This is a genomic window from Streptomyces ureilyticus (assembly GCF_011045025.1).
Lineage (GTDB): Bacteria > Actinomycetota > Actinomycetes > Streptomycetales > Streptomycetaceae > Streptomyces > Streptomyces ureilyticus.
Genome location: NZ_JAAKZX010000055.1, coordinates 24,056 through 49,479, shown reverse-complemented (window position 1 = coordinate 49,479; position 25,424 = coordinate 24,056). Strand labels below are relative to the sequence as shown.

Here is a 25,424-nt window from a genome sequence, read left to right as displayed (position 1 = left end):
AGGTAGGCGGCGGGGTTGGTTTGGGCGAGTTGGGTGTAGATGCGGGTGGCTTCGTGGGCGGGTTCGAGGGCGCCTTGTCGGTCTCCGGTCTCCGCCAGGTGTGTGGCGAGGTTGTTGAGGGAGGTGGCGAGGTTGGGGAGGTAGGCAGCGGCGTCGGCTTCAGCCAGTCCGGTGTAGATGTCGGCCGCCTCGCGGGAGAGTTCCACCGCCGCCTCGCGGTTTCCGCTCTTCGACAAGGAGACCGCCGAGTCATGGAGTGCCTCTGCGAGATGCGGGATGGCGCTGTCCCTGTCCCATGCGACGAGTTCACGCAATATGTCGATGCCGGGCCCCCTGGCCCACACTGCGTGCGTGGCCAGCCAACTCCGTACGTATGGATCGACCGGATCCCAGTCCCCGACCGTCGCCTGCCGCCTGACGAGATCCACGACCGCCCGCAGCACCACCGCCCCGGCTGTGTCCCCAGCCCGTTCGCGGTTTCTCAGATACGAGATGAACTCCCGGTGATACAGCCGGTACACGGCTTCGGAGCCCTCGCCGTCCTCGACGATGTAGCGGCCGTACGAGGACAGCACCCAGTCCACGTCGCTCTCGGCATAGGCGGAACCCGCGTCGTGCCCGCCCAGTGCCGAGGCCACCGCCTCCCACACCCCTCCGGCCGGCATACCCCGGCCGGCCGCCCACGCGAGAGCCGTGAGCAGGTCCCTTGCCGCTGTGGGGAGTTCGGTGCCGTCGTCGCGGGTCCGCGTCGGGCCGGACCGCAGGTCCTCCTCGAAGGCGGCCTCCACGGAGTCCGGCAGCCCGGCAAGCAGGTCGTCACTGCTGACGGCCCCCTCGGACTCCTCGTTCCGGAGCCGTGAGATGAGGAAGCCCGTCACGAGCCTGGCGAAGAGGAACCCGCCGTCCTGTGCCGTGGCCCGAGCCGCGAGGGCTTCGGCGACGCCGGCCCCGTCGACCTCCGCGGCCTCGCAGCGCCGCCGTACGTACCCGGTGATGTCCTGCCGCGTGTCCGGCTCGTCCTCGAGATCCACGGTGGTGACACCGGCCCCGACGTACCGGACCAGCGCCTCCGGAAGGGTCTCGCCCTCCACCAGCTTGGCGCGGAAGGGCCGTTCCCGCGAACCGACCAGCACCGGAACCAGCCGGCTCAGCGGAAAGACCAGCTCCTCGATCACGCCCTGTGTGTGCTCGGACGGCACCTCGTCGAGACCGTCGAGGACCACCACGGGAAGTGCGGGCAGCTCCCGCAGCTCGGCCCGGAAGGCATCCGCGCTCTTCGGCTCCCGGAGGCCCAGCTGAGCGGCCAGCTCCACCGCCGCCTGCGTCGCGTTGAGCCCCCGTAGATGCACCGCCGCGAAGGACCGAGGCTCCCGCACCCCCGGATCCGGGTCCCCGTCCCGGAGCGCCCCTTGCCGTTCCGCCTCCTCCCGCTGCTCGCGTACCGCAAGCGTCGCGATACGCCCCAGTACCGCCGACTTGCCGCACCCCGCCGGCCCTGTCACGAGAAAGAGCCCGGGAGCCGCCGCCTTCATCCACGCGACGATCTTCCCGAGAACCCGCCGCCGCCCGGTGAAGAACCACCCTTCCTCCCGATGCCCCACCCCACGCGCCGCGAGCACCAGGTGCTCCACGAGAACAGGCGGGGCCCCGGGCCTGGCAAGCGGGTTGGGGAACGCCGGCCGCTCGTCGCCTACCGCCGCACGTGCGGGTCGCTGTCCCTCCGCCACCCACCTGGTGGGCAGGGCGGCCAACAACTCGACCCCGCTGACGAGTTCGTTGTGCGTACTCCACGCGCTCAGGTACTTATCGGTCTTCGGCCCGTCCCGCAGCACCTCGGCCAGTGCCCGGAACAGTGGGCCGTCGCCGTCCGAGGGCTCGTTCCGCTGGCAACTCGCCATGGCGCCGAGCCACTTCGTGCGGCCGGGCGGGAGGGAGATCTCCGACCAGTGCTTCAGAGCCGTCCGGACACTGTCCCCGACTCCGTCTCCCGAGTAACAGGTGTCGACGAGCACCAGAATCTGGTCGGCCTCGGAGGCCACCGCGTAACTGATCAAATCCTCGGTGGAGACGCCCTGCTGACGGATGCGCACCTTCCGTGTCACCACGTGATCGCCGGGCTCCAAGTCGCGGAGGACGAGGCGGAGTTCGTCGTCCGCGAGAACGCCGTGCCCCGACCACAGGATCAGCGCGGGCCCTCGGCCGCCCGTCCGCCGCCAGCCCTCGCTCCACTCCTCGACCTCCCGGTCGAAGGCCGCCCGGTCCGGACTGCCGTCGCCCACCAGCCGTACCTCGAAGCCCAGTTCTTCGAGAAGCCCGGCGATCTCCTTCATCTGGGCCTTCGCGCCCACCAGTTGAGGAAACGTTCGTGAGTCGTCGTACGACTCGCACACCACGCACAACGCCGTGGCCCTGAAGCCGCCCGGCCCTGCTTCCTCACTCACCGTCGGCGCCCTCTCCCCGTTCCACCACCAGGACCAACGCCGTCACCGACGCCCCCGGCGCATGCCGCGCACTCACTTCCACCCGGTGCGCACCCGGCGCGAGACCGGCGATCAACGCGCTGTACCGCCCCTCACCCCGGTTCCGCAGCGACCGCCCCACGGCCCCGCCGTCCACCCGCACCGAGAGGGCCAGCTCCTCGTACCCCGGCACATCCTGGGCGACCGACACCTCGACCCCGCATGCCTCGCCCTCGACCAGGACCTCCGGCACGCTCACCCCGAGCGGTGCCGCCCCCTCGTCCTCCGGTCCCCGGTGCACCGGCAACTCGGGCGTCAACCAGCCCCAGACGGCCCAGCGTACGGCCGAGTTGTTCTGCAGGGAGCCGTGCTGCTCCCACGGGGTGTACGCGGGCCGACGTACGCCCTTGATGTGGGCGCCGGACAACCGCGGCACCCGCCCGTCGCCGCCCTCGTTGACGCCCTCGATGGTGAACAGCTCCGAGAGCTCGCCGTCGTCCCCCGGCTCGGCCGTGGTGGGCGTGGGTTGCAGCACCCCGCTCACCGGCAGGTACTCCACCCCGTACGCGGCCCCGGTCAGCGACTCACGCAACGCCGAGTGGAACAACGCCGCATCCTTGAGCAGAGCCTCGTCCACCCCCGGCAGGCCGGTCACCTCGCGCGCGTACCGGAGAGAAGGCGTCCCCGCGCTCGCCAGACACGCGTAATCCGGCGACAGTTGATGCAGTGACGGCAGGCTGCGCGCGAACCGCGTGAGATCGAGCCGTAAGGGACCGAACCCCGGCCGCAACCCGTTCACCAGAGTCAGCAACGCATCCAGCGATCCCCGATACGGCGTCCCCAGCGTGATCACCCGTCGAGTGACCTCCGCGCCGCCACCCCGCTCGACGTACTGCCGGGTCACCAGCCCGCCCATCGAGTGGCACACGAACACGACCCTGGCCTCGGCCCGCCCGGGTGCCGAGGCCCGCCACCGCCCCAGCTCCTCGTCCACCCGCTCCGCGAGCCGCTCGGCGTTGTACCGGCAGGAGAGCCGCCAGTCGTAGGCGAAGTCGACCAGGTTCACCGGTGTACGCGGGTCGTCCCCCGGCTGCCGCCGCCGAAGGGTGAAGTTCTGCTCCAGCCAGCCCATCAGCCCGCTGTAACCGTCCACCAGCGGCCCCACCCCGGGCAGAGCATGCAGGTCGGGCATCAGACCGGCCGGCCGGACCCCGTCCTCCGGGTGTCCGTCGCCCAGGCCGGCCTGAAGCGTCAGCCCCGTCACGGATTTCCCGAAGGTCCTGATCCCGCGCAACAGAGCCTTGCCCGAGAGCCCCCAGACCTCCTTCCCGTCCGCGTCGGCCAACCGGCTGCCCAGGATCCCCGGAACCACGACCACGAGATCATCGACTCGACTGCGCTGTGTTGCCATGTCGCCCCCGTACATGTACGTGCCCAAGGGGACCAGCGTAGTGACGGGCCACCCACCGGGACATGCGGAATACAGGGCGTGTAGACAAAGCACGGCGCGAAAAGGGCGCACTTCGCCGGCGTAAGGCCCGCCGCCTCGATGCGCGCGACTTGCCCGACGGAGCGTCTACGCCCCGCCGTACAGGCGCCCCAGATCCACGAGGACCACTTCGCCGCGTTCGGCCGCTTCCTGCAGAGCCGGAGTGAAGCCGACGCCGCTGTAACAGGCGGGGCGGGCGTGGCTCGTGTCGATGCCTCGGGATGCGAGGAGCCCCAGGATGTGGCGAAGCCGGTCGAGGTGGCGTACGTCCATGACCTTGTTCCACTTCGCCTCGCCGATCGACAGCAGGATGCCGTGGTCCTGGCCGACCGCGCCGCGTACGACGATGTCGACTTCGTGGGAGGTCCGTGCGGCAGGATCGGCGACGGTTCCCGAGGTGACCTCGATGGGCAGGCCGCCGAAGGTGTCGGGCTCGGCGTGCCAGGAGACCCATTCGCGGCACAGGTGCTCGAAGTGGGGGCCGACGACCTTGCTCAGAAAGGTGTCCCGGGACTCGGACCAGGCCGAGTTCAGGTCGCGTTCCTCGATCATGAGGCTCTGATTGCGGCGCACCACCGCGTGGTGGAACGTGATCAGGGGTTCGGCGATGCGGTACGCGCTGCGGTTGCCGCGGAAGGCGTCCGCTTCGACGGTCAGCAGTCCGCACCGCTTGAGCACCGTCAACGGCTGGGAGATGTCGGTGGCCTTGCGGCCCACCGCGCTCGCGATGCCACCGCTGGTGTGGTTGCCGGCCGCGACCGCCGCGAGGACGGAGTGGTAGAGAGCGCGGTCGCGTACGTCCGGTTCGGCGGCCAGTAGGAACTCGGCCTCGGAGTGGATCGGGCGCATGGGGTTGAGGACCGTACGGCACACCCAGTCGTCGAAGTCGTCCAGCCCCTCCGGCACGTCGTTGGCCACGAGCTCCTTCCGGTAGGCCGGGGTTCCGCCGACCACGGCGTGGGTGAGGACGGCGAGGCGTGGGTCGTCGATGTTCCAGAACTTGGCCGCGTCCCTGTAGCCCAGGGAGTGCACGACGAGGTTGAGTCGCGCGCGACCGTACAGAGGCGACGTGCCGGAGAGCAGACCGCCCATGAACGACATTGCGCTGCCACAGAGGAGGATGCGGGGATGGCGGCGCAGATCGTCGCCGAATCCGGCTCCGATGATCCTCTGGAGGCGGGAGGGGAGGGAGGCGTCGCCCCGGACGAGATAGGGGAACTCGTCGATGACGATCGTGACAGGGCGCTGCGTGGACAGGTCGAAGAGCAGCTCAAGGGCTTCGGTCCAGTCCTGCGGTATGGGCGGCACGGGAGCGTCGGTGAAATGAGCGATCTCCCTGCCCAGCAGACTGAGTGACTCAGCCCGCGTGGCTTCGACGGCGGCGAAGTAGAAGCCGTTGGTCGCTGAGGTGAGGGCCTTGAGCAGGAAGCTCTTCCCCTGTCTGCGACGTCCGGACACGACCGCGAGGTGCGGCCCCCGATCCTCGTCGGAGGCGAAGGCGGTCAGTTCGCTCCACTCCAGGTCGCGGTCGAAGACGTGAGGCGGCTTCGGGATGTTCCGGTGAGGGCGTCGCGGCACGGGGACCTCGTTTTTCTTAGCGCGGTTTTAAGAAGTACATCCCTAAGAACGAAAACACACATCGACGGACACGGGCGAGCCCGGTTGGCGGCGGCTGGCGGTGCCCCGAACGAGAATGTAGGGGCCACCACAGGCGAAGGCGGCCGGGCCTCATTCGTTCGGGTGGCGAGGCTAGGATCCAGGCTGCTTGATAATCTAGGCGTTATACGTTCCGGTCATGAGCTGGGAGATCATCCTCACTCCCGAGGTCCATGACTGATTCCTCGGGCTTGACGACGCCAGCGCGTCCCTGGTGCGCGACTCTGTCGAGTTGCTCGCCGATCAAGGGCCGATGCTGGGCAGACCTGCCGTGGACCGGATCCACGGCTCACAACTGCACAACCTCAAGGAGCTGAGACCAGGCTCGTCCGGCAGGAGTGAGATTCGCATCCTGTTCCTGTTCGATGTGAAAAGGCAGGCCGTACTCCTTGTGGCTGGGGACAAGGCGGGAAACTGGCAGGGCTGGTATCCCGATGCGATCAAGCTCGCCGAGGAACGGTACGACCGTTGTCTCGAGAACCCCGGGAGGAGATCGATCGAATGAGCAAGCACTACCGGTGGGAGACCTCACTGGCTGCCAGGCGCTCCGCAGACCCGGGAATCGACGATCCCGAGCGCATCGCTGCTGCGCGCAGGGCCCGAGAAGCGGCCACCCTTGGGCACCATCTGGCTGAACTCCGTCGCCAGCGCGGCCTGACTCAGGCCGAGGTGGCCGACAGGATGGGAGTCTCGCAGGTCCGTGTGTCGCACATGGAGAACGGTGACATCGACCGGATGCAGGTCGAATCCATCGCCGCCTATATCGCTGCTCTCGGCGGGCACTTGCGGCTGGTGGCCGACATCGGCGACGTCAGCACAACCTTCGTCGACTACACGGATCTCCTCATCGCCTGATCCGCAGGGCTGCCGGGCCCCGGACCCCAACGGTCCGGCGCCCGGCCGCCTCGTGTTCCGTTCCGTATCCTGTGGCTCGAACTGCCTTACGGGGGATGGGGGGACGGGCGGTGTCACTGCACAGGGACGACCCGAAGTCGGTCGGCGGGTACAAGCTGGTCGACCGGCTCGGAGCCGGGGGCATGGGGGTCGTCTACCGGGGCAGGGCGCGTTCGGGGCGCGAGGTCGCCGTCAAGGTGGTGCATGCCCAGTACGCCGCGGACGGCGTCTTCCGGGCCCGGTTCCGGCAGGAGATCGAGGCCGTCCGCAAGGTGAGCGGCGCCTTCACCGCACCGGTCGTGGACGCCGACCCGGAGGCGGCGCGGCCGTGGATGGCGACGCAGTACGTGCCCGGCCGCTCGCTCGCGCAACGGATCCGCGACCGGGGCCTCCTCCAGGACGCCGAACTGCGGCAGTTGGCGCTCGGGCTGGTGGAGGCGCTGCGCGACATCCACCGGGCCGGGGTCGTGCACCGCGACCTGAAGCCGGCGAACGTGATGATGGCCGAGGACGGCCCCCGGGTCATCGACTTCGGTATCTCCCGCGCGGCGGAGAACCAGACCCTGACCGAGACCGGCCAGATGATCGGCACCCCGCCGTTCATGTCCCCGGAGCAGCTCACCGACGCCCGCACGGTCGGTCCGGCCTCGGACGTGTTCTCGCTCGGAGCGCTGCTGGTGTACGCGGTGACCGGCCGGGGCCCGTTCGACACCGACAGCCCCTATCTGACGGCCTACCGGGTGGTTCACGACGAGCCCGTGCTGGACGGGGTGGGCGGGCCGCTGCGCACGGTCCTGGAGCGCTGCCTGGCCAAAGATGAGGCGGAACGGCCCGGACTCGACGAGTTGGCGCGGGAGTTCGCGACGGCCCTGCCGGAGGGGGACGCGGGCGACCTGCCCACGGTGGCACTGGGCCGGGCCGCGCAGGCGGGGGCAGAGCCCCACCCCGCGACGGTGGCCGACCTGGGCGGCGACGGTCGGCCCGGCCTACGGGGCCGTATCCGCCCGCTGTGGGCGGCGACCGGCACGGTCGGCGCCATCGTCCTCGGCCTCACGGCCTACCTGATGCTCGGGCCGGGATGGGCGGAGAGCAGCGACGGGCGGTGGTCGGCGCCGCCGAGCGGTTGGAAGTCGTGGCAGACGACGGTGTACGAGACGTCCGCGCGCGGCGAGAAGAAGGCGCTGGAGGTGAACGGCGGCGGGATGCGGGGCGGGCCGGACTGCCGGGTGTACGAGGGCGCCGTCTACTGCGCGGGCGACGGGATCCTTCCCGTACGCCTGGACGGGCTGACCGGCGAGACCGTCTGGCGCGCGGAGGCGGTGCCGACCGTCAAGGGCGAAGGGTCGTACGACTTCACGCTTCTCGGCGTCCGGGACGGCGCGGTGCTCATCCACCAGCTCTTCTACCCCGACGAGGCGGACGACGACACGACCAGCGTCGTCGCCCTTGACGCCGAGACCGGTGAGCGGCTCTGGAGCCGTGCGGTGAACGACGACTCCGTGGACGTGATCCTCTCCGGCGACCTCGTCATGACTCCGGACGACAGCGGCCGCTCGGTGACCGCACGCTCGCCGCGCACCGGCGCCGAGCGCTGGACGACACCGCTGCCCAAGAACCACATCTGCGGGTTCAGTGAGGCCGGCGAGGATCTGTACCTGCAGTGCAGTCTGGACACGCTGGACACGGAGGCACCCCGGAACATCCAACTAGTGGAGCTGGACCGGGCCGACGGCTCGACGCGTCGGCTGACGGTACCGAACGACAGCGGCCTGCTCGGGGTCCTCGACGGCCGACTGCTCCTCCTCGAATCGCCCCGGGATGAGGTAGGAAACGGCGAGGAGGCGGTGTACGCCCGGATCCGGCTGGTGGACCCGGACACCGGTGCGAGCAGCACGACGAAGCTGGCCGAGGAGTACAAGGGACAGGTGACGCTGGCTGACGGCACTCTGTGGTTCGCCACCGTCAGCGGTCGGGTGACCGCGGTGTCGGCCCGGACGGGCAAGCAGGTGTGGCAGACCCCGACCAGCCTGGAACAACCGGGCGAGGCCACGTACGACTCGCGGACGGGCGCCGTGTACCTGGCCAGCGCCAGCGGCCGGGTGGGAGCCCTCGATGCGAGGAAGGGCACGCTGCTCTGGGAGACCCTGCCGAAGGCCGCACGAATGGACACCGGCTGGATGGCCAGGGTGTTGCGTCATGGGGGCGCGCTGGTCGTCGTTACCCCGGACGGCACCGTAGTCAGCCTCGACCCCGCTCACCCCGAGCAGAAGCCCGCCTCGGGGTGAGCGGGGTCGGTCACCGGGTTACGGCAGCGCCAGCATCCGCTCCAGCGCCAGCTTCGCGAACTGCTCGGTCTCCCGGTCGACCTCGATCCGGTTGACCAGGTTGCCCTCGGCCAAGGACTCCAGCGCCCAGACCAGGTGCGGCAGGTCGATGCGGTTCATCGTCGAGCAGAAGCAGACCGTCTTGTCGAGGAAGACGATCTCCTTGCCCTCGGGTGTGAAACGGTTCGCCAGGCGGCGTACGAGATTCAGCTCCGTGCCGATGGCCCACTTGGAACCCGCCGGAGCCGCCTCCAGGGTCTTGATGATGTGCTCGGTGGAACCGACGTAGTCCGCCGCTGCCACCACCTCGTGCTTGCACTCGGGGTGGACGAGGACGTTCACGCCGGGGATCCGGGCCCGTACGTCCTCGACCGACTCCAGGCTGAAGCGGCCGTGCACCGAGCAGTGGCCGCGCCACAGGATCATCTTCGCGTCACGCAGTTGCTCTGCGGTCAGGCCGCCGTTCGGCCTGTGCGGGTTGTAGACGACGCAGTCCTCCAGGGACATGCCCATGTCCCGCACCGCGGTGTTCCGCCCCAGGTGCTGGTCCGGCAGGAAGAGGACCTTGTCGCCCTGCTCGAAGGCCCACTCCAGGGCCCGCTTGGCATTGGACGACGTGCAGATCGTGCCGCCGTGCTTGCCCGTGAACGCCTTGATGTCCGCGGACGAGTTCATGTACGAGACGGGGATGACCTGCTCGGCTATCCCGGCCTCGGTCAGCACGTCCCAGCACTCGGCGACCTGCTCGGCCGTCGCCATGTCGGCCATCGAGCAGCCGGCGGCGAGGTCGGGGAGGACGACCTTCTGGTCGTCGCCGGTCAGGATGTCTGCCGACTCGGCCATGAAGTGCACGCCGCAGAACACGATGTACTCGGCCTCCGGGCGCGCGGCCGCGTCCCGGGCCAGCTTGAAGGAGTCCCCGGTGACATCCGCGAACTGGATGACCTCGTCGCGCTGGTAGTGGTGGCCGAGCACGAAGACCTTGTCCCCGAGCTTCTCCTTTGCCGCGCGGGCGCGCTCGACCAGGTCCGGGTCGGACGGCGAGGGCAGGTCACCGGGACACTCGACGCCGCGCTCGCTCCTCGGATCGGCCTCGCGGCCGAGCAGCAGCAGGGCGAGGGGCGTCGGTTGTACGTCGAGCTCCTGGGTCTGGGCGGTGGTCACGAAACACGCACCCTTTCTGTTCTGCGGCTCGCTTGAATCACCTGGAACGATCAAGCAGGACACGCCTTTTCGTCGAATTGACGTTATCTATCATAACCGCTTCGTGTCAGTTTGACGATGCCCATATTGTCGATGTGACGTGAATCCCGTCGCGTTCGGGTTCGGTGAGTGGGCGGTGAGAGGCGACGGAAGGACAGGTTGCGGGAAGGCGTACGGCGAGGTGTGCGGTCGGCGTCCTGGCCAGGCGTACGTCCTGGGGGTGCCGGGCCTATCCACAGGCCCCGGGTCGGCTCCGGGCTCGGCTACGGGTTGTCCACAGGACATTTTCCGGTGCCGACCGCATGTGCGAGCATGAAGGAGCAAGCGAAAGACACGCCCTCGGCCCGGAATGAATCCGCGGCCCCGCCGGTTGCAACCGTCGGCAAGCAGTCTCCGTACAACCCGGGAGAGAAGCAGATGTCCGTATCGGACGAGACCACCACCGTGAGCGACGGCATCCTCCTGTCGGACGCCGCCGCGGCCAAGGTCAAGGGCCTGCTCGAGCAGGAAGGCCGCGACGATCTGGCGCTGCGCGTCGCCGTTCAGCCCGGCGGCTGCTCCGGCCTGCGGTACCAGCTCTTCTTCGACGAGCGCTCCCTGGACGGCGACGTCGTCAAGGAGTTCGGCGGTGTGAAGGTCGTCACCGACCGTATGAGCGCTCCGTACCTGGGCGGCGCCTCCATCGACTTCGTGGACACGATCGAGAAGCAGGGCTTCACGATCGACAACCCGAACGCGTCGGGTTCCTGCGCCTGCGGCGACTCCTTCAACTGACGCCGGGCCCGGCCTCGTACGTCCGTCCCAGGACGGCCAGTACAAGGCCGCGATACGCAGAAAGGCGGCGCCCCCTCCAACGGGGCGCCGCCTTCGCGTACTCAGAGCCTGTGCGGTGGGCTTGCCGAGCAGGCTTGCTGTATGGCCCTACTCCGTCACCTTCGGCAGGTCCTTCTCCAGCGGCAGCGCCTTGCCGTCCGTACCCACGACCTTGCGGTCCCCGAGCGGCTCCTTCAGGTCGACCGTCTTGTGGAAGGTCTTCGCGATCATGATGCAGACCTTGTCCTTCCACGGTGTCTCGGTCACCTTGACCGTCACGGTGTCGCCCGTCTCCTCGACCGAGGCCGAGTAGTCGCTGCAGACGCCGCCCGTGAAGCGCACGGTCAGCTTGGTGTCGTCGGCGCTGTAGCCCTCGACCTTGACGTTCTGGCGCTTCGGCTCGGCGCTCGGGTCGTCACCGGGGTTCCCGGGCTTCGGGGCCGGAGCGGTCAGATACGTCGGTTCGACCGCCGGATGCGTCACCGTGTAGGTCTCTTCGGCCCCTTCGGTCCGTACCTCGAAGAGCCAGGACGGCACCAGCGCCTGCTGCCCGTCCACGAACTGCGACGCCAGACCGAAGGTGGCCTTCTCGACCATCGCCGCGGGCGTGGCCTTCAAGGTCGACGGCTCGCACGGGGCGTTCTCCGTCCCCTCCTCCAGGGGGGCGGGGGTGGCGCAGCCGCCGATGCCCACGCGTCCGTCGCCCGCTCCGGACCGGTTCAGCAGGTCGAGCGTCTGCTGCGCGTCGAGCACCGGGTATGTGTCGCCCTTCACCGGTGGCTTCAACTGGCCGCTGCCGCCCACCACTTGACCGTCCGCGCCGATCTGGACACCGGTCGTCCAGCCGTACGTCGGCAGCCCGCCGAACGCAGGCTCGGCGTTCACCACGCGCTTCGCGCCCATGAGCTGGCTCGCGTCGAGCTTCGCGTCGTCCTGGCCGATCGCCTTCAGGACGGGCGCGGCGGCCTTCTTCGCGGCGTCCACGCTCACCGGGTCGGCCTTGGCGTCCTGGGCGGTCGCGTTGCCCTCGCTGTACGTCCAGATGCCGGGGGCCTTCTTGTTCACCTGAAGGCTCGGTCCCGTACCGACCTTGGCGGCCCCGACCTTCCAGGCCTCGCCCTCCGCCACCGGCTTGCCCGGCACGCCGAGGGCCTTCGCAAGGTCGGCCACCTCGGCGGCCGCGACCTCGCCCTTCGTGTGGTACACGGGCGCGGAGCTGGGGCCCTCGGGGGCCTTGCCCTGGAGGCGGTACTTCGTGCCGTTCGGGTCGGGCTCGCCGGGCGCGATGCCGTTCGGCTCGCCCGAACCGCTCTCGGTGTAGCCGTCCAGGGCGAGCGGCGGCGGCTCGGCCTGGCCTCCCGGCGTACCGGATCCGCCCCGGTCATCCGCGCCACCGCCGTCCGACGCGGTCGTGGCGAAGTACGCCCCGCCGCCCCCGACGAGCAGCACAGCGGCCACGACCGAGGCGGCGACGGCAACCGAACGCCTCCGGCGCGGATGGCCGGTTTCGTCGCGGCCGGCTTCGTCCCGGACGACCTCGTCCGGGACGGTCTGGCCCGGGCTGGACTTGGCCACGGCGGATTCGCCGAGTGAGGCTTCCTCCCGGACGGTCTCGTCTCGGCCGGCCTCGTCCGCAGCGGCTTCCTCCGGGACGGTCTCGCCCGGGACGGTTTCGTCCCGCGCGGCGTCGTCCGTGGCGGCCTCCGCCGCGACCGTTTTGCCGGGCGCGGCCTGGTCCAGGACGGCCTCGTCCGCAGCGGCGTCCTCCGTGACGGCATCGGCCCGGACGGTTTCGTCCGTGGCGGCCTCGTCCGAGGCGGTCTGGCCCGGGCCAGCCTGGGCCACAGCTGCTGCCTCCGGGACGGTTTCGTCCCGCGCGGCGTCGGCTCGTACGGATTCATCCGTGACGGCCTCGGCCTCGACCGTTTCGTCCGGGGCGGCGTCCTCCCGGACGGCATCGTCATCGGGTCGCTCGGTGTTCACCGCATCGCTCCTTCTACCGCACCGCGGTCCCATGAGACCCGGCCCTGACCGGGGCAGGGCGCAGCAGGGTCGTATCCCGTCTCCCCTTTACGGGGGACAGCCATGGGACGCGGCGGGGGAGCGCATGGTTCCCTCCGGGTTCGCTCCTGAGCGAACCGCAGTTTCGAACCGTACTTACAGCGGAGCGATCAGTCCCCGTAGTCCGACATCGCGTCCAGCAGTCGGGCGGACGTCGGCGGAACCGTTACGCCGTGGATGAGTGACGGGGAAACCGGGTGGGGAGCGATCCGGGCGGATGCGGGCCAGTGCGGCACCATCCTGGCGCAGTCGCCGCGCAGCTCCGCGAGGCCGCCGTCGAGGTCGAGAGAGCCCTCGAAGCCGAGCGGAGCGGAGCCGTGGATCTTGAGGTTCGTCATATCGGAACCGTAAACACCGTAAGGCCTACGGCAAAAGCCCTACTATCGGGTAGTTCTGCCCGCTTCGAAGTCGCGGAGCTGACCCGATAGCGTGAACTGTCAATCTCCCTCCTCGCAGGAGTGTGTCCTAGCCGTGCGTATCGCAGTCACCGGCTCCATCGCCAACGACCACCTGATGACCTTCCCCGGGCGCTTCGCCGACCAGCTGGTGGGCGACCAGCTGCACACGGTCTCGCTCTCGTTCCTGGTCGACTCCCTCGAAGTACGCCGGGGAGGTGTGGGCGCCAACATCGCCTTCGGCATGGGCCAGCTCGGCACCTCGCCGATCCTGGTCGGAGCCGCGGGCGCCGACTTCGACGAGTACCGGGCCTGGCTGGACCGGCACGGCGTCGACACCTCGTCCGTACGCATCTCCGAGGTGCTGCACACCGCCCGCTTCGTCTGCACCACGGACGCCGACCACAACCAGATCGGCTCCTTCTACACCGGCGCCATGAGCGAGGCCCGGCTCATCGAGCTCAAGAAGGTCGCCGACCGCGTCGGCGGGCTCGACCTCGTCCTCATCGGCGCGGACGACCCCGAGGGGATGCTCCGGCACACCGAGGAGTGCCGCACCCGGGGGATCCCCTTCGCCGCCGACTTCTCCCAGCAGATCGCCCGCATGGACGGCGAGGAGATCCGGATACTGCTGGACGGCGCGACGTACCTCTTCTCGAACGAGTATGAGAAGGGGCTCATCGAGTCCAAGACCGGCTGGACCGACGCCGAGATCCTCGCCAAGGTCGGCCACCGTGTGACGACGCTCGGCGCGCGTGGCGTCCGTATCGAGTCCGTCGGCGAGGACACCATCGAGGTCGGCACCGCCGAGGAGACGGCGAAGGTCGACCCGACCGGCGTCGGCGACGCGTTCCGCGCGGGCTTCCTCTCGGGCCTGGCCTGGGGCGTCTCGCACGAGCGCGCGGCCCAGGTCGGCTGCATGCTCGCCACGCTGGTCATCGAGACCACGGGCACCCAGGAGTACGAGCTGCGCCGCACCCACTTCATGGACCGCTTCACCAAGGCGTACGGGCATGAGGCGGCGGCGGAGGTCCAGTCCCACCTGGGCTGACAGCCACCCAGCTACGACGTACGGCGGACCACGTAAGCAGAGCCGTGGTCCGCCGGCTCCTCTCCTACGTACTCCTGGCCCCGCATCGCGCACCACGCCGGGATGTCCAGGCGGGCCGCCTCGTCGTCCGAGAGGACGCGGATCGTGCCGCCCAGGGGGACGTCGTCGATGACCTTCGCAAGTTCGATCACCGGGATGGGGCAGCGCCTGCCGAGGGCGTCCACGGTGAGGGCCTCCTCGGCTGCGGGCGCCCTCGGCGTGTGGACGGGAGCGCCCAGCTTCTGGCGGACCGCCGAGACCGCGGCCGGGAGGACCTGAAGGAAGCGGTCTACGTCCTCCTCGGGCGTGCCCAGCGGCAACGACACCCGGACGTTGCCCTCCGTCAGCACCCCCATCGCCTTCAGCACATGGCTCGGCGTCAGCGTGCTGCTCGTGCAGGACGATCCGGACGACACGGAGAAGCCCTCGCGGTCGAGCTCGTGCAGCAGTGTCTCTCCGTCGACATAGAGACAGGAGAAGGTGAGCAGATGGGGGAGCCGGCGCACCGGGTCGCCCACCACTTCCACGTCCGGGACCAGTTCCGGCACCCGCGCCCGGATCCGGTCCGTCAACTCCCGCAGCCGGGCCGACTCGGCGGCGGCCTCCGCGCGCACCGCCCGCAGCGACGCCGCCGCGGCGACGATGCCGGGGATGTTCTCGAAGCCGGGAGCGCGCCCCGACTCCCGTTCGTCGACGGGGCCTTGAGCCGCGTACCGCACCCCCTTGCGTACGACGAGCAGCCCGACCCCCGACGGCCCGCCCCACTTGTGCGCGCTGCCCGTCAGCACCGACCACTCACCCTCGACCGGCCCCCACGCCAACGACTGCGCCGCGTCCACGAGCAGCGGTACGCCCTCCTCACGACACGCGGCGGCGACTGCGGCCACCGGCTGCTCCGTACCCACCTCATGGTTGGCCGACTGCAGACAGGCCAGCGCGGTGTCGGGCCGGAGCGCGGCGGCGTACGCGTCCGGGGAGACAGCCCCCGTACGCAGTACCGGCACTTCGGTCACCGACCCGCCCTCGCCCCGGTGAACCTCCGCCGCATGCAGCACAGAAGAGTGTTCGACCCCGGACACGATCAGGTGGCGCCCAACGCGACGACGTCCCGCGAGCGCCCCCGCGATCCCCGCATGCACGGCCGACGTACCGGATGAGGTGAACACCAGCTCGTCAGCCCGACACCCAACAGCCTCGGCAGCAGCCTCCCGAGCCGCGTCGAGCAACAGCCGGGCCCGCCGCCCTTCGCGATAGAGCCGCGCGGGATCGGCCCACCCTTCATCGAGCGCGGCAACAAGGGCCTGCCGAGCAACGGGATGGAGCGGGGCAGAAGAGGCGGCATCGAAATAAGACACAGGTCAACGCTAAGCCCCCCAAAGGGGCGCGGGGCTGTGACATGTGCGGCTGCGCCGCAGTGCTCGACCATTTCCCACCGGCCCTCAGCCTCATTACTGCACAACGAGCGGAGCGCTTGGCGTCCCCAAACACCCTTCGGCTGACCGGCGGCACGGAGGGGCCCCCTCCCCGCGAACCCCCGGAGGGCGTCGGCTAGGGTTTGGTCCGCATAAACATCCAAACCCCTGCCCGACGCAGGGCGGCGACCGACCACCGAGAAGGCCGCAGCCACATCACGCGCGGGCGAGACTCTCGGGAAGGCGCTACGTGAGTCCCAACGGCTCCGACCTCCCCCACGCCCCGGGGGGCGCGGGCGGTACCCCCACGCCGCGGCGCCCGCTCCGGCGGAAGCTGCTGCAGGCACTGACTGTGGGCCTGGTCCTGGCGACAGCCTCCGGCTGCTCGTACAACTGGGAAGACTTCCCCCGCCTTGGTATGCCGACCCCGACCACGGAAGAGGCTCCGCGGATCCTCTCCCTGTGGCAGGGCTCCTGGGCTGCCGCGCTCGCTACCGGCGTGCTGGTGTGGGGTCTGATCCTGTGGAGCGCCATCTTCCACCGGCGCAGCCGCACCAAGGTCGAGGTTCCCCCGCAGACCCGGTACAACATGCCCATCGAGGCGCTGTACACCGTGGTCCCGCTCGTCATCGTCTCGGTGCTGTTCTACTTCACCGCCCGCGACGAGTCGGAGCTCCTCGACACCTCCAAGAAGCCCGACGTGACGATCAACGTCGTGGGCTACCAGTGGAGCTGGGGCTTCAACTACGTCGAGGACGTCGAAGGTTCGAACGGCGACGCGAAGACCGACGAGAACCTGGACGCGATTCCGAAGCGGTTCAAGGAGGACTTCCCGGCGAACGCCGGCGGCGTCTACGACGTCGGCACCCCGGGCCAGCGGAACCCCCAGACGAACAACCCCGGCCCGACCCTCTGGCTCCCCAAGGGCAAGACGGTCCGCTTCGTCCTCACTTCGCGTGACGTCATCCACTCCTTCTGGGTGGTGCCGTTCCTGATGAAGCAGGACGTCATCCCGGGCCACACCAACGCCTTCCAGGTGACCCCCAACAAGGAGGGCACCTTCCTCGGCAAGTGCGCCGAACTGTGCGGCGTCGACCACTCCCGGATGCTCTTCAACGTGAAGGTCGTCTCTCCCGAGCGTTACGAGGCCCACCTCAGGGAGCTCGCGGAGAAGGGCCAGACCGGTTACGTCCCGGCCGGAATCGAGCAGACGGACCACGAGAAGAACCGGGAGACGAACCAACTGTGAGCATCCTCAACGAACCTCAGGGTGCCGCGCCGGAAGACACGTACCAGAACGAGGTCCCGGTACGGCGGAAGCAGCCCGGCAACGTCGTCGTCAAGTGGCTCACCACCACGGACCACAAGACGATCGGCACGCTGTATCTGGTCACGTCGTTCGCGTTCTTCGTCATCGGCGGCGTGATGGCGCTGCTGATGCGCGCCGAACTGGCCCGCCCCGGCAGCCAGATCATGTCGAACGAGCAGTTCAACCAGGCGTTCACGATGCACGGCACGATCATGCTGCTGATGTTCGCGACGCCGCTGTTCGCCGGTTTCACGAACTGGATCATGCCGCTGCAGATCGGTGCCCCCGATGTGGCGTTCCCGCGGCTGAACATGTTCGCCTACTGGCTGTACCTGTTCGGCTCGCTGATCGCGGTGGGCGGTTTCCTCACCCCGCAGGGCGCCGCCGACTTCGGCTGGTTCGCCTACTCCCCGCTGTCCGACGCGGTCCGCTCGCCGGGCATCGGCGCGGACATGTGGATCATGGGTCTGGCGTTCTCCGGCTTCGGCACCATCCTCGGTGCGGTCAACTTCATCACCACGATCATCTGCATGCGCGCCCCGGGCATGACCATGTTCCGCATGCCGATCTTCGTGTGGAACGTGCTGCTCACCGCGGTGCTGGTGCTGCTGGCCTTCCCGGTCCTCGCTGCGGCGCTGTTCGCCCTTGAGGCGGACCGCAAGTTCGGCGCCCATATCTTCGACCCGGCCAACGGCGGCGCGTTGCTGTGGCAACACCTCTTCTGGTTCTTCGGCCATCCAGAGGTGTACATCATCGCGTTGCCGTTCTTCGGCATCATCTCCGAGGTCATCCCGGTCTTCTCGCGCAAGCCGATGTTCGGCTACATGGGCCTGATCGGCGCGACCATCGCGATCGCCGGCCTGTCGGTCACGGTGTGGGCGCACCACATGTACGTCACCGGCGGCGTGCTGTTGCCGTTCTTCTCCTTCATGACGTTCCTGATCGCCGTGCCAACGGGCGTGAAGTTCTTCAACTGGATCGGAACGATGTGGAAGGGGTCGTTGTCGTTCGAGACCCCGATGCTCTGGGCCACCGGCTTCCTGATCACCTTCACCTTCGGTGGTCTCACCGGTGTCATCCTGGCTTCGCCGCCGATGGACTTCCACGTCTCGGACTCGTACTTCGTGGTGGCGCACTTCCACTACGTGGTGTTCGGCACCGTGGTGTTCGCGATGTTCTCCGGCTTCCACTTCTGGTGGCCGAAGATGACCGGCAAGATGCTCGACGAACGCCTCGGGAAGATCACCTTCTGGACGCTGTTCATCGGCTTCCACGGCACGTTCCTCGTCCAGCACTGGCTGGGTGCCGAGGGCATGCCACGGCGGTACGCGGACTATCTCGCGGCCGACGGCTTCACAGCGCTGAACACGATCTCGACGATCAGCTCCTTCGTGCTCGGCCTGTCGATCCTGCCGTTCTTCTACAACGTGTGGAAGACCGCCAAGTACGGCAAGAAGGTCGAAGTCGACGACCCGTGGGGCTACGGCCGCTCGCTCGAGTGGGCCACGTCCTGCCCGCCGCCGCGGCACAACTTCCTCACCCTGCCGCGGATCCGCAGTGAATCCCCGGCGTTCGACCTGCACCACCCGGAGATCGCCGCCATCGACCAGCTCGAGAACGTCGGTCCCGCCGAGAAGTCCCTCGCTGGTGGCAAGGAGGCCGGCAAGTGAAGATCCAGGGCAAGATGTTCATCTGGCTGGCCGTCTTCATCCTCGTCATGGCGATCGTCTATGGCTACTGGTCGAAGGAGCCGGCCGGCACCACGGCGCTCTTCCTTGGCTTCGGTCTGAGCATCATGATCGGCTACTACCTGGCCTTCACGGCCCGGCGGGTCGACGTGGGCGCCCAGGACAACAAGGAGGCCGATGTCGCGGACGACGCCGGTGAGATCGGCTTCTTCAGCCCGCACAGCTGGCAGCCGCTCTCCCTCGGCATCGGTGGCGCGCTCGCCTTCATGGGCGTCGTCTTCGGCTGGTGGCTGCTGTACTTCTCGGTGCCGATCATCATGATCGGCCTGTGGGGCTGGGTCTTCGAGTATTACCACGGCGAGAACCGCACCCAGTAACACGCGCCAGGCGCTCCGGAGCCCGGACACTCCGTCACGGAGGGTCCGGGCTCCTTCGTTTGCCGGACCGTGCGTCCCCCACACGGGCCACCCACCGCGCCACAGTGGTCATGCATTCCTACGTTGAACGCATGAGCCTTTCACCGCGAAACCGCACGGTAGCCAGCTGCACCGTGCTGCTGGTCACCCTGGGCGCGGGCGTCACGGCCTGCAGCTCCGACGGCCACCCGCTCTCGGCCAGTCCGTACGACGCGACGGACCAGGTCTCCTTCAACGCCCCGGTCGGCGACGGCAAGAAGGCCAACCCGGACAAGCCGCTGGAGATCACCGCCGAGGACTCCGGCGGACGCATCACCGACGTGACGGCCACGGACGCCACCGGGCGGTACGTGGCGGGCGAACTCTCCGCGGACGGCTCCCGCTGGCACAGCACCTCACCACTCGCCGCGAACGCCCGCTACACGGTGCGGGTGAGCACGGAGAACGGCGACGGGGCGCCCGGCCGCAAGGTCCTCGCCTTCGACACCGGCAGGCCCACCACGAAGAAGCGGCTGGGCGTCGAGTTCGGCCCCAAAGCGGGTACGTACGGCGTCGGCCAGCCCGTCACGGCCGAACTCAGCAAGCCCCTCAAGGACAAGGCGGCCCGCAAGGTCGTCGAGCGCGCCCTCAAGGTCGTCTCACAGCCCGCCGTGCAGGGCACCTGGCACTGGGTGGACAACAAGACCCTGCACTACCGCCCCAGGGAGTACTGGCCCGCCCACGCCACCATCCGCGCGTACAGCAACCTCGAGGGCATAAAGGTCGCCGAACGGCTCTGGGGCGGCAAGACCAAGCCGCTGAAGCTCACCACGGGCGACCGCGTCGAGGCCGTCACGGACGCCGCCGCGCACTCGATGGCGGTCTACCGGAATGGCAAGGTGATCAAGGAGATCCCCATCACCACCGGCAAGCCCGGCTTCGAGACCCGCAACGGCGTCAAGGTCGTGCTCGGCAAGGAGTACTTCGTACGGATGCGCAGCACCAGCATCGGTATCGCCGAGGGCAGCGCGGAGTCGTACGACCTGCCCGTCTACTACGCCACCCGCGTCACCTGGAGCGGCGAGTACGTCCACGCCGCCCCCTGGTCCACCGGCTCCCAGGGCTCCGCCAACGTCAGCCACGGCTGCACCGGCATGAGTACCGCGAACGCCGCCTGGTTCTTCAAAACCGTCCGCGCCGGCGACCTCGTCAAGGTAGTCAACTCAAACGGCGACATGATGCCCGCCTTCGGCAACGGCCACGGCGAGTGGAACCTCGACTGGCAGAACTGGCAAAAGGGCAGCGCCCTGGTAGAGGGCCCAAGCCCAGAGGAGAGAGCACGCCTGAGCCCGGTATCGGCGTAAGCAGACGTTCTCAGGCGCTCAAGGCCTTCTGCCGCAACAGAGAAGCCAACGCCGACGCGAACTCAACCGGCTCAACCGGCAGGATTGCCGTGGCATCCGCCCGAGACCAGGTCGCCAACCACGCATCCTGAGGCCGCCCGATCAACAACAGCACAGGCGGACAGTTGAACACCTCGTCCTTGATCTGGCGGCACATCCCCATGCCGCCCATCGGGACGGCCTCACCGTCCAGCACACAGACATCGATCCCACCCCGGTCCAGCTCCTTCAGAACCGCCGCAGGAGTCGCACACTCGATGAACTCGACCTGAGGAACATCACTCGCCGGCCGACGCCCCGTGGCGAGCCGCACCTGCTCCCGCGTGTTGGAGTCGTCGCTGTAGACCAGCACCGTGGCGGTCGCCTGCATTGTTCCTCCGTGACTTCGGGACTCGCGTCGTAAGGACGTCGTACGGACGTAGGTCATATGGGCATGGCCCGATGCGCGGATGCTACTCCCTCGACCACCTGATCCACAGCGGTTCGTAGCCCCCTTCCCTGAGCCATCCGGGCAGCGCACAGCGCACAGACACTCCGAACGGCACCCCCCGGGGTGAGGGCGGGATAAGCGACCGACATAATGTCGGTCGTGGCGACAGCAACGACAGTAGAAACCGGGCACGCGCACCCGTCGGTCAATCGGCCGAACCTCACCAGCGTCGGAACCATCATCTGGCTGAGTTCCGAGCTGATGTTCTTCGCGGCCCTCTTCGCGATGTACTTCACCCTGCGATCGGTGACCGGGCCGACTCACTGGAAGGAGATGGCGGACACCCTCAACTTCCCGTTCTCGGCGGCCAACACCACGATCCTGGTGCTCTCCTCCCTCACCTGCCAGCTCGGCGTCTTCGCCGCCGAGAAGGGCGATGTGAAGAAGCTCCGGATGTGGTTCATCGTCACCTTCATCATGGGTGCGATCTTCATCGGCGGTCAGGTCTTCGAGTACACGGAACTGGTCAAGCACGAGGGTCTCTCGCTCTCGTCCGACCCGTACGGCTCGGTGTTCTACCTGACCACCGGCTTCCACGGCCTGCACGTGACGGGTGGTCTCATCGCCTTCCTGCTGGTCCTGGGGCGTACGTACGCGGCCCACAGGTTCACGCACGAGCAGGCGACCGCCGCCATCGTCGTGTCCTACTACTGGCACTTCGTCGATGTCGTCTGGATCGGCCTCTTCGCCACGATCTACATGATCAAGTAGCCGGGCCCGCTCCCGAGCGCTCCACAGGCGCACCTCCCAGAAGCATCGACGCAGAAGATCCTGACACCGGGGTAATCCGTGAAAAAGCTCTCCGCACGACGACGCCATCCGCTGGCGGCGGTCGTCGTCCTACTCATCGCGCTGGCGGCCACCGGGGGGATCTACACCCTGGTCGCGCCCCCGGACAAGGCCGTGGCCGATGAGACCGCCCAGACCCTCACCATCGAGGAGGGTCAGAAGCTCTATGCCGTCGGCTGCGCCAGTTGCCACGGCACCGGCGGTAAGGGCACCACCGACGGTCCGAGCCTGGTGGGCGTGGGCGCCGCGGCCGTCGACTTCCAGGTTGCCACCGGCCGGATGCCGGCGCAGCAGCCCGGCGCGCAGGTGCCCAAGAAGAAGAACATCTACTCGCAGGCCGAGATCGACCAGCTCGCGGCGTACATCGCCTCGCTGGGTGCCGGTCCCTCCGTGCCGACCGAGAACCAGTACAGCCCGGAGGGCGCGGACATCGCCAAGGGCGGCGAGCTGTTCCGTACCAACTGCGCGCAGTGCCACAACTTCACCGGCAAGGGCGGCGCGCTGACCAACGGCAAGTACGCCCCGACGCTGGAAGACGTCGATCCGAAGCACATCTACGAGGCCATGCAGACCGGCCCGCAGAACATGCCGTCCTTCCCCGACACCACGCTGACGGAGCAGAACAAGAAGGACATCATCGCGTACCTGGACGAGGTCAACAGCGACAAGTCGGAGAGCCCCGGCGGCCTCGAGCTGGGCGGCCTCGGGCCGGTCAGTGAGGGCCTGTTCGGCTGGATCTTCGGTCTCGGTGGACTGATCGCCGTCGCCGTGTGGGTGGCCGCCCGGACCGCAAAGGCCAGGAAGTCATGAGCAGCCAAGAAACTCCAGAAGAGAACCTGCCCGATGAGCAGGCCGCCGACAAGAACGGCGAAGTAGCCGTTCCCGGCGAGAAGCACCCGTTCGCGGACCCGGGGCTGCCGCCCCACGAGCACCGCATCCAGGACATCGACGAGCGGGCCGCCAAGCGGTCCGAGCGTACGGTCGCCCTCCTGTTCACGGTGTCGATGCTGTCCACGATCGGCTTCATCGCCGCGTTCGTGGCGATCCCGGTCGACAAGTCGGTCTACATCTGGCCGCTCGGCCACATCAGCGCGCTGAACTTCGCGCTGGGCATGACCCTCGGCAGCGCACTGTTCTGCATCGGTGCGGGCGCGGTCCACTGGGCCCGCACGCTGATGTCCGACGTCGAACTCGCCGACGAGCGGCACGCGATCGAGGCCACGCCCGAGGTCAAGGCCAAGGTCATGGAGGACTTCCGGCAGGGTGCCAAGGACTCCGATCTCGGCCGCCGCAAGCTGATCCGCAACACGATGTTCGGCGCGCTGGCCCTGTTCCCGCTCTCCGGCGTCGTCCTGCTGCGCGACCTCGGTCCGCTGCCGGAGGACAAGCTGCGGCACACGCTGTGGCGCAAGGGCCGGCAGCTCGTCAACATGAACACGAACGAGCCGCTGCGTCCCTCCGACGTCGCGGTCGGTTCACTGACCTTCGCCAAGCCCGAGGGCCTGGAGGAGGACGACCACGAGTTCCAGACCGAGATCGCCAAGGCGGCCCTGATGATCGTCCGGATCCAGCCGGACGACATCAAGGACAAGCGCGAGCTCGAGTGGTCCCACGAGGGCATCGTGGCGTACTCGAAGATCTGCACCCACGTCGGCTGCCCGATCTCCCTGTACGAGCAGCAGACGCACCACGTCCTCTGCCCGTGCCACCAGTCCACCTTCGACCTCTCCGACGGTGCCCGAGTGATCTTCGGCCCGGCCGGTCACGCCCTGCCGCAGCTGCGTATCGGTGTGAACGACGAGGGCTACCTCGAGGCGCTCAGCGATTTCGAAGAGCCCGTCGGTCCTTCATTCTGGGAGCGCGGATGAGCACTGCACACGACGACGACCGCCGCAAGGCACCCGCGGGCGAGCGGGTCGCCGACTGGGCCGATGGCCGCCTCGGCATCTACGGCCTGGCCAAAGCCAATATGCGCAAGATCTTCCCGGACCACTGGTCCTTCATGCTGGGTGAGATCTGCCTCTACAGCTTCATCATCATCATCCTCACGGGTGTGTATCTGACGCTGTTCTTCCACCCGTCGATGAACGAGATCCACTACCACGGCAGTTATGTGCCGATGCAGGGCCAGCTGATGTCGGAGGCGTACGCCTCCACGCTGGACATCAGCTTCGACGTCCGCGGCGGTCTGCTGATCCGGCAGATCCACCACTGGGCGGCGATCATCTTCCTGGCCGGCATGTTCGTGCACATGATGCGCGTCTTCTTCACCGGCGCCTTCCGCAAGCCGCGTGAGATCAACTGGCTGTTCGGCTTCCTGCTGTTCGTGCTGGGCATGTTCACCGGATTCACCGGTTACTCGCTCCCGGACGACCTGCTCTCCGGCACCGGTGTGCGCTTCACCCAGGGCGCGATCCTGGCCACGCCGATCGTGGGCACGTACATCTCGATGTTCCTGTTCGGCGGGGAGTTCCCGGGCGGCGACTTCGTCGCGCGGTTCTACTCGATCCACATCCTGCTGTTGCCCGGCATCATGCTCGGACTCGTGGTCGGCCACTTGATCCTGGTCTTCTACCACAAGCACACGCAGTTCGCCGGTGCCGGCCGCTCGAACAAGAACGTCGTCGGCATGCCGCTGCTGCCGGTCTACATGGCCAAGGCCGGAGGCTTCTTCTTCCTGGTCTTCGGGTTCATCGCCGCCCTCTCCGCGGTCGCGACCATCAACCCGATCTGGGTGCTGGGGCCGTATCGCTCGGACCAGGTGTCCACGGGCGCCCAGCCCGACTGGTACATGGGCTTCGCGGAGGGGCTGATCCGCGCCATGCCCGGCTGGGAGATCAATTTCGCCGGCCATACGCTCGTCCTGGGTGTGTTCATTCCGCTGGTGCTCTTCGGTCTCTTCCTCGGAGCGATCGCGCTCTATCCGTTCATCGAGTCCTGGGTCACCGGGGACAAACGCGAGCACCACATCCTGGACCGGCCGCGCAACGCCCCGACCAGGACGGGCTTCGGTGTCGCGTGGATCACCGCGTACATGATCATGCTGATCGGCGGTGGCAACGACATCGTCGCCACGCACTTCCATCTGTCGATCAACGCGGTCACCTGGTTCGTCCGGATCGGGTTCTTCGTGGGGCCGGTCATCGCGTTCATCGTCACCAAGCGGATCTGTCTCGGCCTGCAGCGCCGCGACAAGGACAAGGTGCTGCACGGCCGCGAGTCGGGCATCATCAAGCGCCTGCCGCACGGTGAGTTCATCGAGGTCCACGAGCCGCTCAGCCAGGAGCAAATGCATGTGCTCACCGCGCACGAGCAGTACGAGCCGGCCGAGATCGGCCCGACGGTCGACGAGAACGGCGTCGAGCGCAAGGTGAAGGCTCCGCAGAAGCTGCGGTCCAAGCTCAGCAAGGCGTACTACGGGGAGGACAGCCAGATCCCCAAGCCGACGGCTGAGGAGTACCGGGAGATCACGAGCGGTCACGGCCACCACTGATCTCCGATTGTTCGCCACGGTAAGGGCCCCGTCCATTGCATGGACGGGGCCCTTTGCCGTC

At 68.3% G+C, this 25,424-nt stretch carries 20 protein-coding genes and 1 pseudogene; 13 read left to right on the top strand and 8 right to left on the bottom strand.

Annotation, left to right across the window (positions count from 1 at the left end; all coding sequences use genetic code 11):
* The 3 genes from G6048_RS19215 to G6048_RS19205 all read right to left on the bottom strand — a co-directional run.
* The coding region (locus tag G6048_RS19215; protein ID WP_328826365.1) for a caspase family protein at positions 1-2,441 on the bottom strand (2,441 nt) is incomplete at its 3' end.
* Positions 2,434-3,897 carry an esterase/lipase family protein gene (locus tag G6048_RS19210; RefSeq protein ID WP_235990027.1) on the bottom strand — a complete coding sequence of 488 codons (1,464 nt, stop codon included), beginning with the start codon at positions 3,895-3,897 and terminating at the stop codon, positions 2,434-2,436. The genes G6048_RS19215 and G6048_RS19210, both read right to left, overlap by 8 nt.
* 138 nt (positions 3,898-4,035) lie before the next feature.
* Positions 4,036-5,526, bottom strand: coding sequence for an AAA family ATPase (locus G6048_RS19205; protein WP_328826362.1), 1,491 nt, complete (start codon positions 5,524-5,526; stop codon positions 4,036-4,038).
* 217 nt (positions 5,527-5,743) lie between these two features.
* Between G6048_RS19205 and G6048_RS19200 the strand changes: the two are divergent.
* From G6048_RS19200 to G6048_RS19190, 3 genes and pseudogenes are all read left to right on the top strand, one after another.
* Positions 5,744-6,109, top strand: a pseudogene (locus G6048_RS19200) (type II toxin-antitoxin system RelE/ParE family toxin).
* Positions 6,106-6,459: a helix-turn-helix domain-containing protein gene (locus G6048_RS19195; protein ID WP_165340789.1), complete on the top strand. Its 354-nt coding sequence runs from the start codon at positions 6,106-6,108 to the stop codon at positions 6,457-6,459. The pseudogene G6048_RS19200 and the gene G6048_RS19195 overlap by 4 nt, the downstream one beginning before the upstream one ends.
* A 110-nt stretch (positions 6,460-6,569) precedes the next feature.
* Positions 6,570-8,783: a protein kinase domain-containing protein gene (locus G6048_RS19190; RefSeq protein WP_165340788.1), complete on the top strand. Its 2,214-nt coding sequence runs from the start codon at positions 6,570-6,572 to the stop codon at positions 8,781-8,783.
* 18 nt (positions 8,784-8,801) lie between these two features.
* Here G6048_RS19190 and nadA read toward each other — a convergent pair whose 3' ends face one another.
* A complete protein-coding gene (nadA, locus tag G6048_RS19185) occupies positions 8,802-9,986 on the bottom strand; it encodes a quinolinate synthase NadA (protein ID WP_165340787.1) in 1,185 nt (394 codons plus the stop codon).
* Positions 9,987-10,442: 456 nt separating this feature from the next.
* On the opposite strand from nadA, the gene G6048_RS19180 reads away from it, so the two are divergent.
* Positions 10,443-10,799, top strand: coding sequence for a HesB/IscA family protein (locus tag G6048_RS19180; protein WP_165340786.1), 357 nt, complete (start codon positions 10,443-10,445; stop codon positions 10,797-10,799).
* Positions 10,800-10,946: 147 nt separating this feature from the next.
* Here G6048_RS19180 and G6048_RS19175 read toward each other — a convergent pair whose 3' ends face one another.
* Together G6048_RS19175 and G6048_RS19170 are read right to left on the bottom strand one after the other, a co-directional pair.
* Positions 10,947-12,821, bottom strand: coding sequence for a hypothetical protein (locus G6048_RS19175; protein ID WP_165340785.1), 1,875 nt, complete (start codon positions 12,819-12,821; stop codon positions 10,947-10,949).
* A 188-nt stretch (positions 12,822-13,009) separates the two neighbouring features.
* Positions 13,010-13,237: a hypothetical protein gene (locus G6048_RS19170; RefSeq protein WP_165340784.1), complete on the bottom strand. Its 228-nt coding sequence runs from the start codon at positions 13,235-13,237 to the stop codon at positions 13,010-13,012.
* A gap of 133 nt (positions 13,238-13,370) precedes the next feature.
* On the opposite strand from G6048_RS19170, the gene G6048_RS19165 reads away from it, so the two are divergent.
* Positions 13,371-14,345, top strand: coding sequence for a carbohydrate kinase family protein (locus tag G6048_RS19165; RefSeq protein WP_165340783.1), 975 nt, complete (start codon positions 13,371-13,373; stop codon positions 14,343-14,345).
* Between the two features lie 11 nt (positions 14,346-14,356).
* Here G6048_RS19165 and G6048_RS19160 read toward each other — a convergent pair whose 3' ends face one another.
* A complete protein-coding gene (locus G6048_RS19160) occupies positions 14,357-15,739 on the bottom strand; it encodes a cysteine desulfurase/sulfurtransferase TusA family protein (RefSeq protein ID WP_165340782.1) in 1,383 nt (460 codons plus the stop codon).
* 307 nt (positions 15,740-16,046) lie between these two features.
* On the opposite strand from G6048_RS19160, the gene ctaC reads away from it, so the two are divergent.
* From ctaC to G6048_RS19140, 4 genes are all read left to right on the top strand, one after another.
* A complete protein-coding gene (gene ctaC / locus G6048_RS19155; protein WP_165340781.1) occupies positions 16,047-17,045 on the top strand; it encodes an aa3-type cytochrome oxidase subunit II in 999 nt (332 codons plus the stop codon).
* Positions 17,042-18,775, top strand: coding sequence for an aa3-type cytochrome oxidase subunit I (ctaD, locus tag G6048_RS19150; protein ID WP_165340780.1), 1,734 nt, complete (start codon positions 17,042-17,044; stop codon positions 18,773-18,775). The genes ctaC and ctaD overlap by 4 nt, the downstream gene beginning before the upstream one ends.
* Positions 18,772-19,170 carry a cytochrome c oxidase subunit 4 gene (locus tag G6048_RS19145; RefSeq protein ID WP_165340779.1) on the top strand — a complete coding sequence of 133 codons (399 nt, stop codon included), beginning with the start codon at positions 18,772-18,774 and terminating at the stop codon, positions 19,168-19,170. The genes ctaD and G6048_RS19145 overlap by 4 nt, the downstream gene beginning before the upstream one ends.
* Before the next feature lie 131 nt (positions 19,171-19,301).
* Positions 19,302-20,552, top strand: a complete 1,251-nt coding sequence (locus tag G6048_RS19140; protein WP_165340778.1) for a L,D-transpeptidase — start codon at positions 19,302-19,304, stop codon at positions 20,550-20,552.
* A 10-nt stretch (positions 20,553-20,562) separates the two neighbouring features.
* Here G6048_RS19140 and G6048_RS19135 read toward each other — a convergent pair whose 3' ends face one another.
* The gene (locus G6048_RS19135; RefSeq protein ID WP_033325425.1) at positions 20,563-20,961 is read right to left on the bottom strand and encodes a response regulator; all 399 of its coding nucleotides are present in this window, start codon (positions 20,959-20,961) and stop codon (positions 20,563-20,565) included.
* A gap of 210 nt (positions 20,962-21,171) precedes the next feature.
* Between G6048_RS19135 and ctaE the strand changes: the two genes are divergently transcribed.
* The 4 genes from ctaE to qcrB all read left to right on the top strand — a co-directional run bounded on the left by ctaE (position 21,172) and on the right by qcrB (position 25,363).
* Positions 21,172-21,792: an aa3-type cytochrome oxidase subunit III gene (gene ctaE, locus G6048_RS19130; protein ID WP_165340777.1), complete on the top strand. Its 621-nt coding sequence runs from the start codon at positions 21,172-21,174 to the stop codon at positions 21,790-21,792.
* Between the two features lie 78 nt (positions 21,793-21,870).
* Positions 21,871-22,680, top strand: coding sequence for a cytochrome bc1 complex diheme cytochrome c subunit (gene qcrC, locus G6048_RS19125; RefSeq protein ID WP_165340776.1), 810 nt, complete (start codon positions 21,871-21,873; stop codon positions 22,678-22,680).
* The gene (gene qcrA, locus G6048_RS19120) at positions 22,677-23,738 is read left to right on the top strand and encodes a cytochrome bc1 complex Rieske iron-sulfur subunit (RefSeq protein ID WP_165340775.1); all 1,062 of its coding nucleotides are present in this window, start codon (positions 22,677-22,679) and stop codon (positions 23,736-23,738) included. The genes qcrC and qcrA overlap by 4 nt, the downstream gene beginning before the upstream one ends.
* Positions 23,735-25,363, top strand: a complete 1,629-nt coding sequence (gene qcrB, locus G6048_RS19115; RefSeq protein ID WP_165340774.1) for a cytochrome bc1 complex cytochrome b subunit — start codon at positions 23,735-23,737, stop codon at positions 25,361-25,363. Before qcrA ends, qcrB begins: the two co-directional genes overlap by 4 nt.
* The last annotated feature ends 61 nt before the right edge of the window (positions 25,364-25,424 follow it).

What these genes read in the sequence shown, in the direction of transcription:
- G6048_RS19135 (WP_033325425.1), bottom strand. Translation starts at nt 20,961, where the DNA reads ATGCAGGCGACCGCCACGGTGCTGGTCTACAGCGACGACTCCAACACG.
- G6048_RS19170 (WP_165340784.1), bottom strand. Translation starts at nt 13,237, where the DNA reads ATGACGAACCTCAAGATCCACGGCTCCGCTCCGCTCGGCTTCGAGGGC.
- qcrB (WP_165340774.1), top strand. Translation starts at nt 23,735, where the DNA reads ATGAGCACTGCACACGACGACGACCGCCGCAAGGCACCCGCGGGCGAG.
- qcrA (WP_165340775.1), top strand. Translation starts at nt 22,677, where the DNA reads ATGAGCAGCCAAGAAACTCCAGAAGAGAACCTGCCCGATGAGCAGGCC.
- G6048_RS19140 (WP_165340778.1), top strand. Translation starts at nt 19,302, where the DNA reads ATGAGCCTTTCACCGCGAAACCGCACGGTAGCCAGCTGCACCGTGCTG.
- G6048_RS19195 (WP_165340789.1), top strand. Translation starts at nt 6,106, where the DNA reads ATGAGCAAGCACTACCGGTGGGAGACCTCACTGGCTGCCAGGCGCTCC.
- ctaE (WP_165340777.1), top strand. Translation starts at nt 21,172, where the DNA reads ATGTCGGTCGTGGCGACAGCAACGACAGTAGAAACCGGGCACGCGCAC.
- G6048_RS19180 (WP_165340786.1), top strand. Translation starts at nt 10,443, where the DNA reads ATGTCCGTATCGGACGAGACCACCACCGTGAGCGACGGCATCCTCCTG.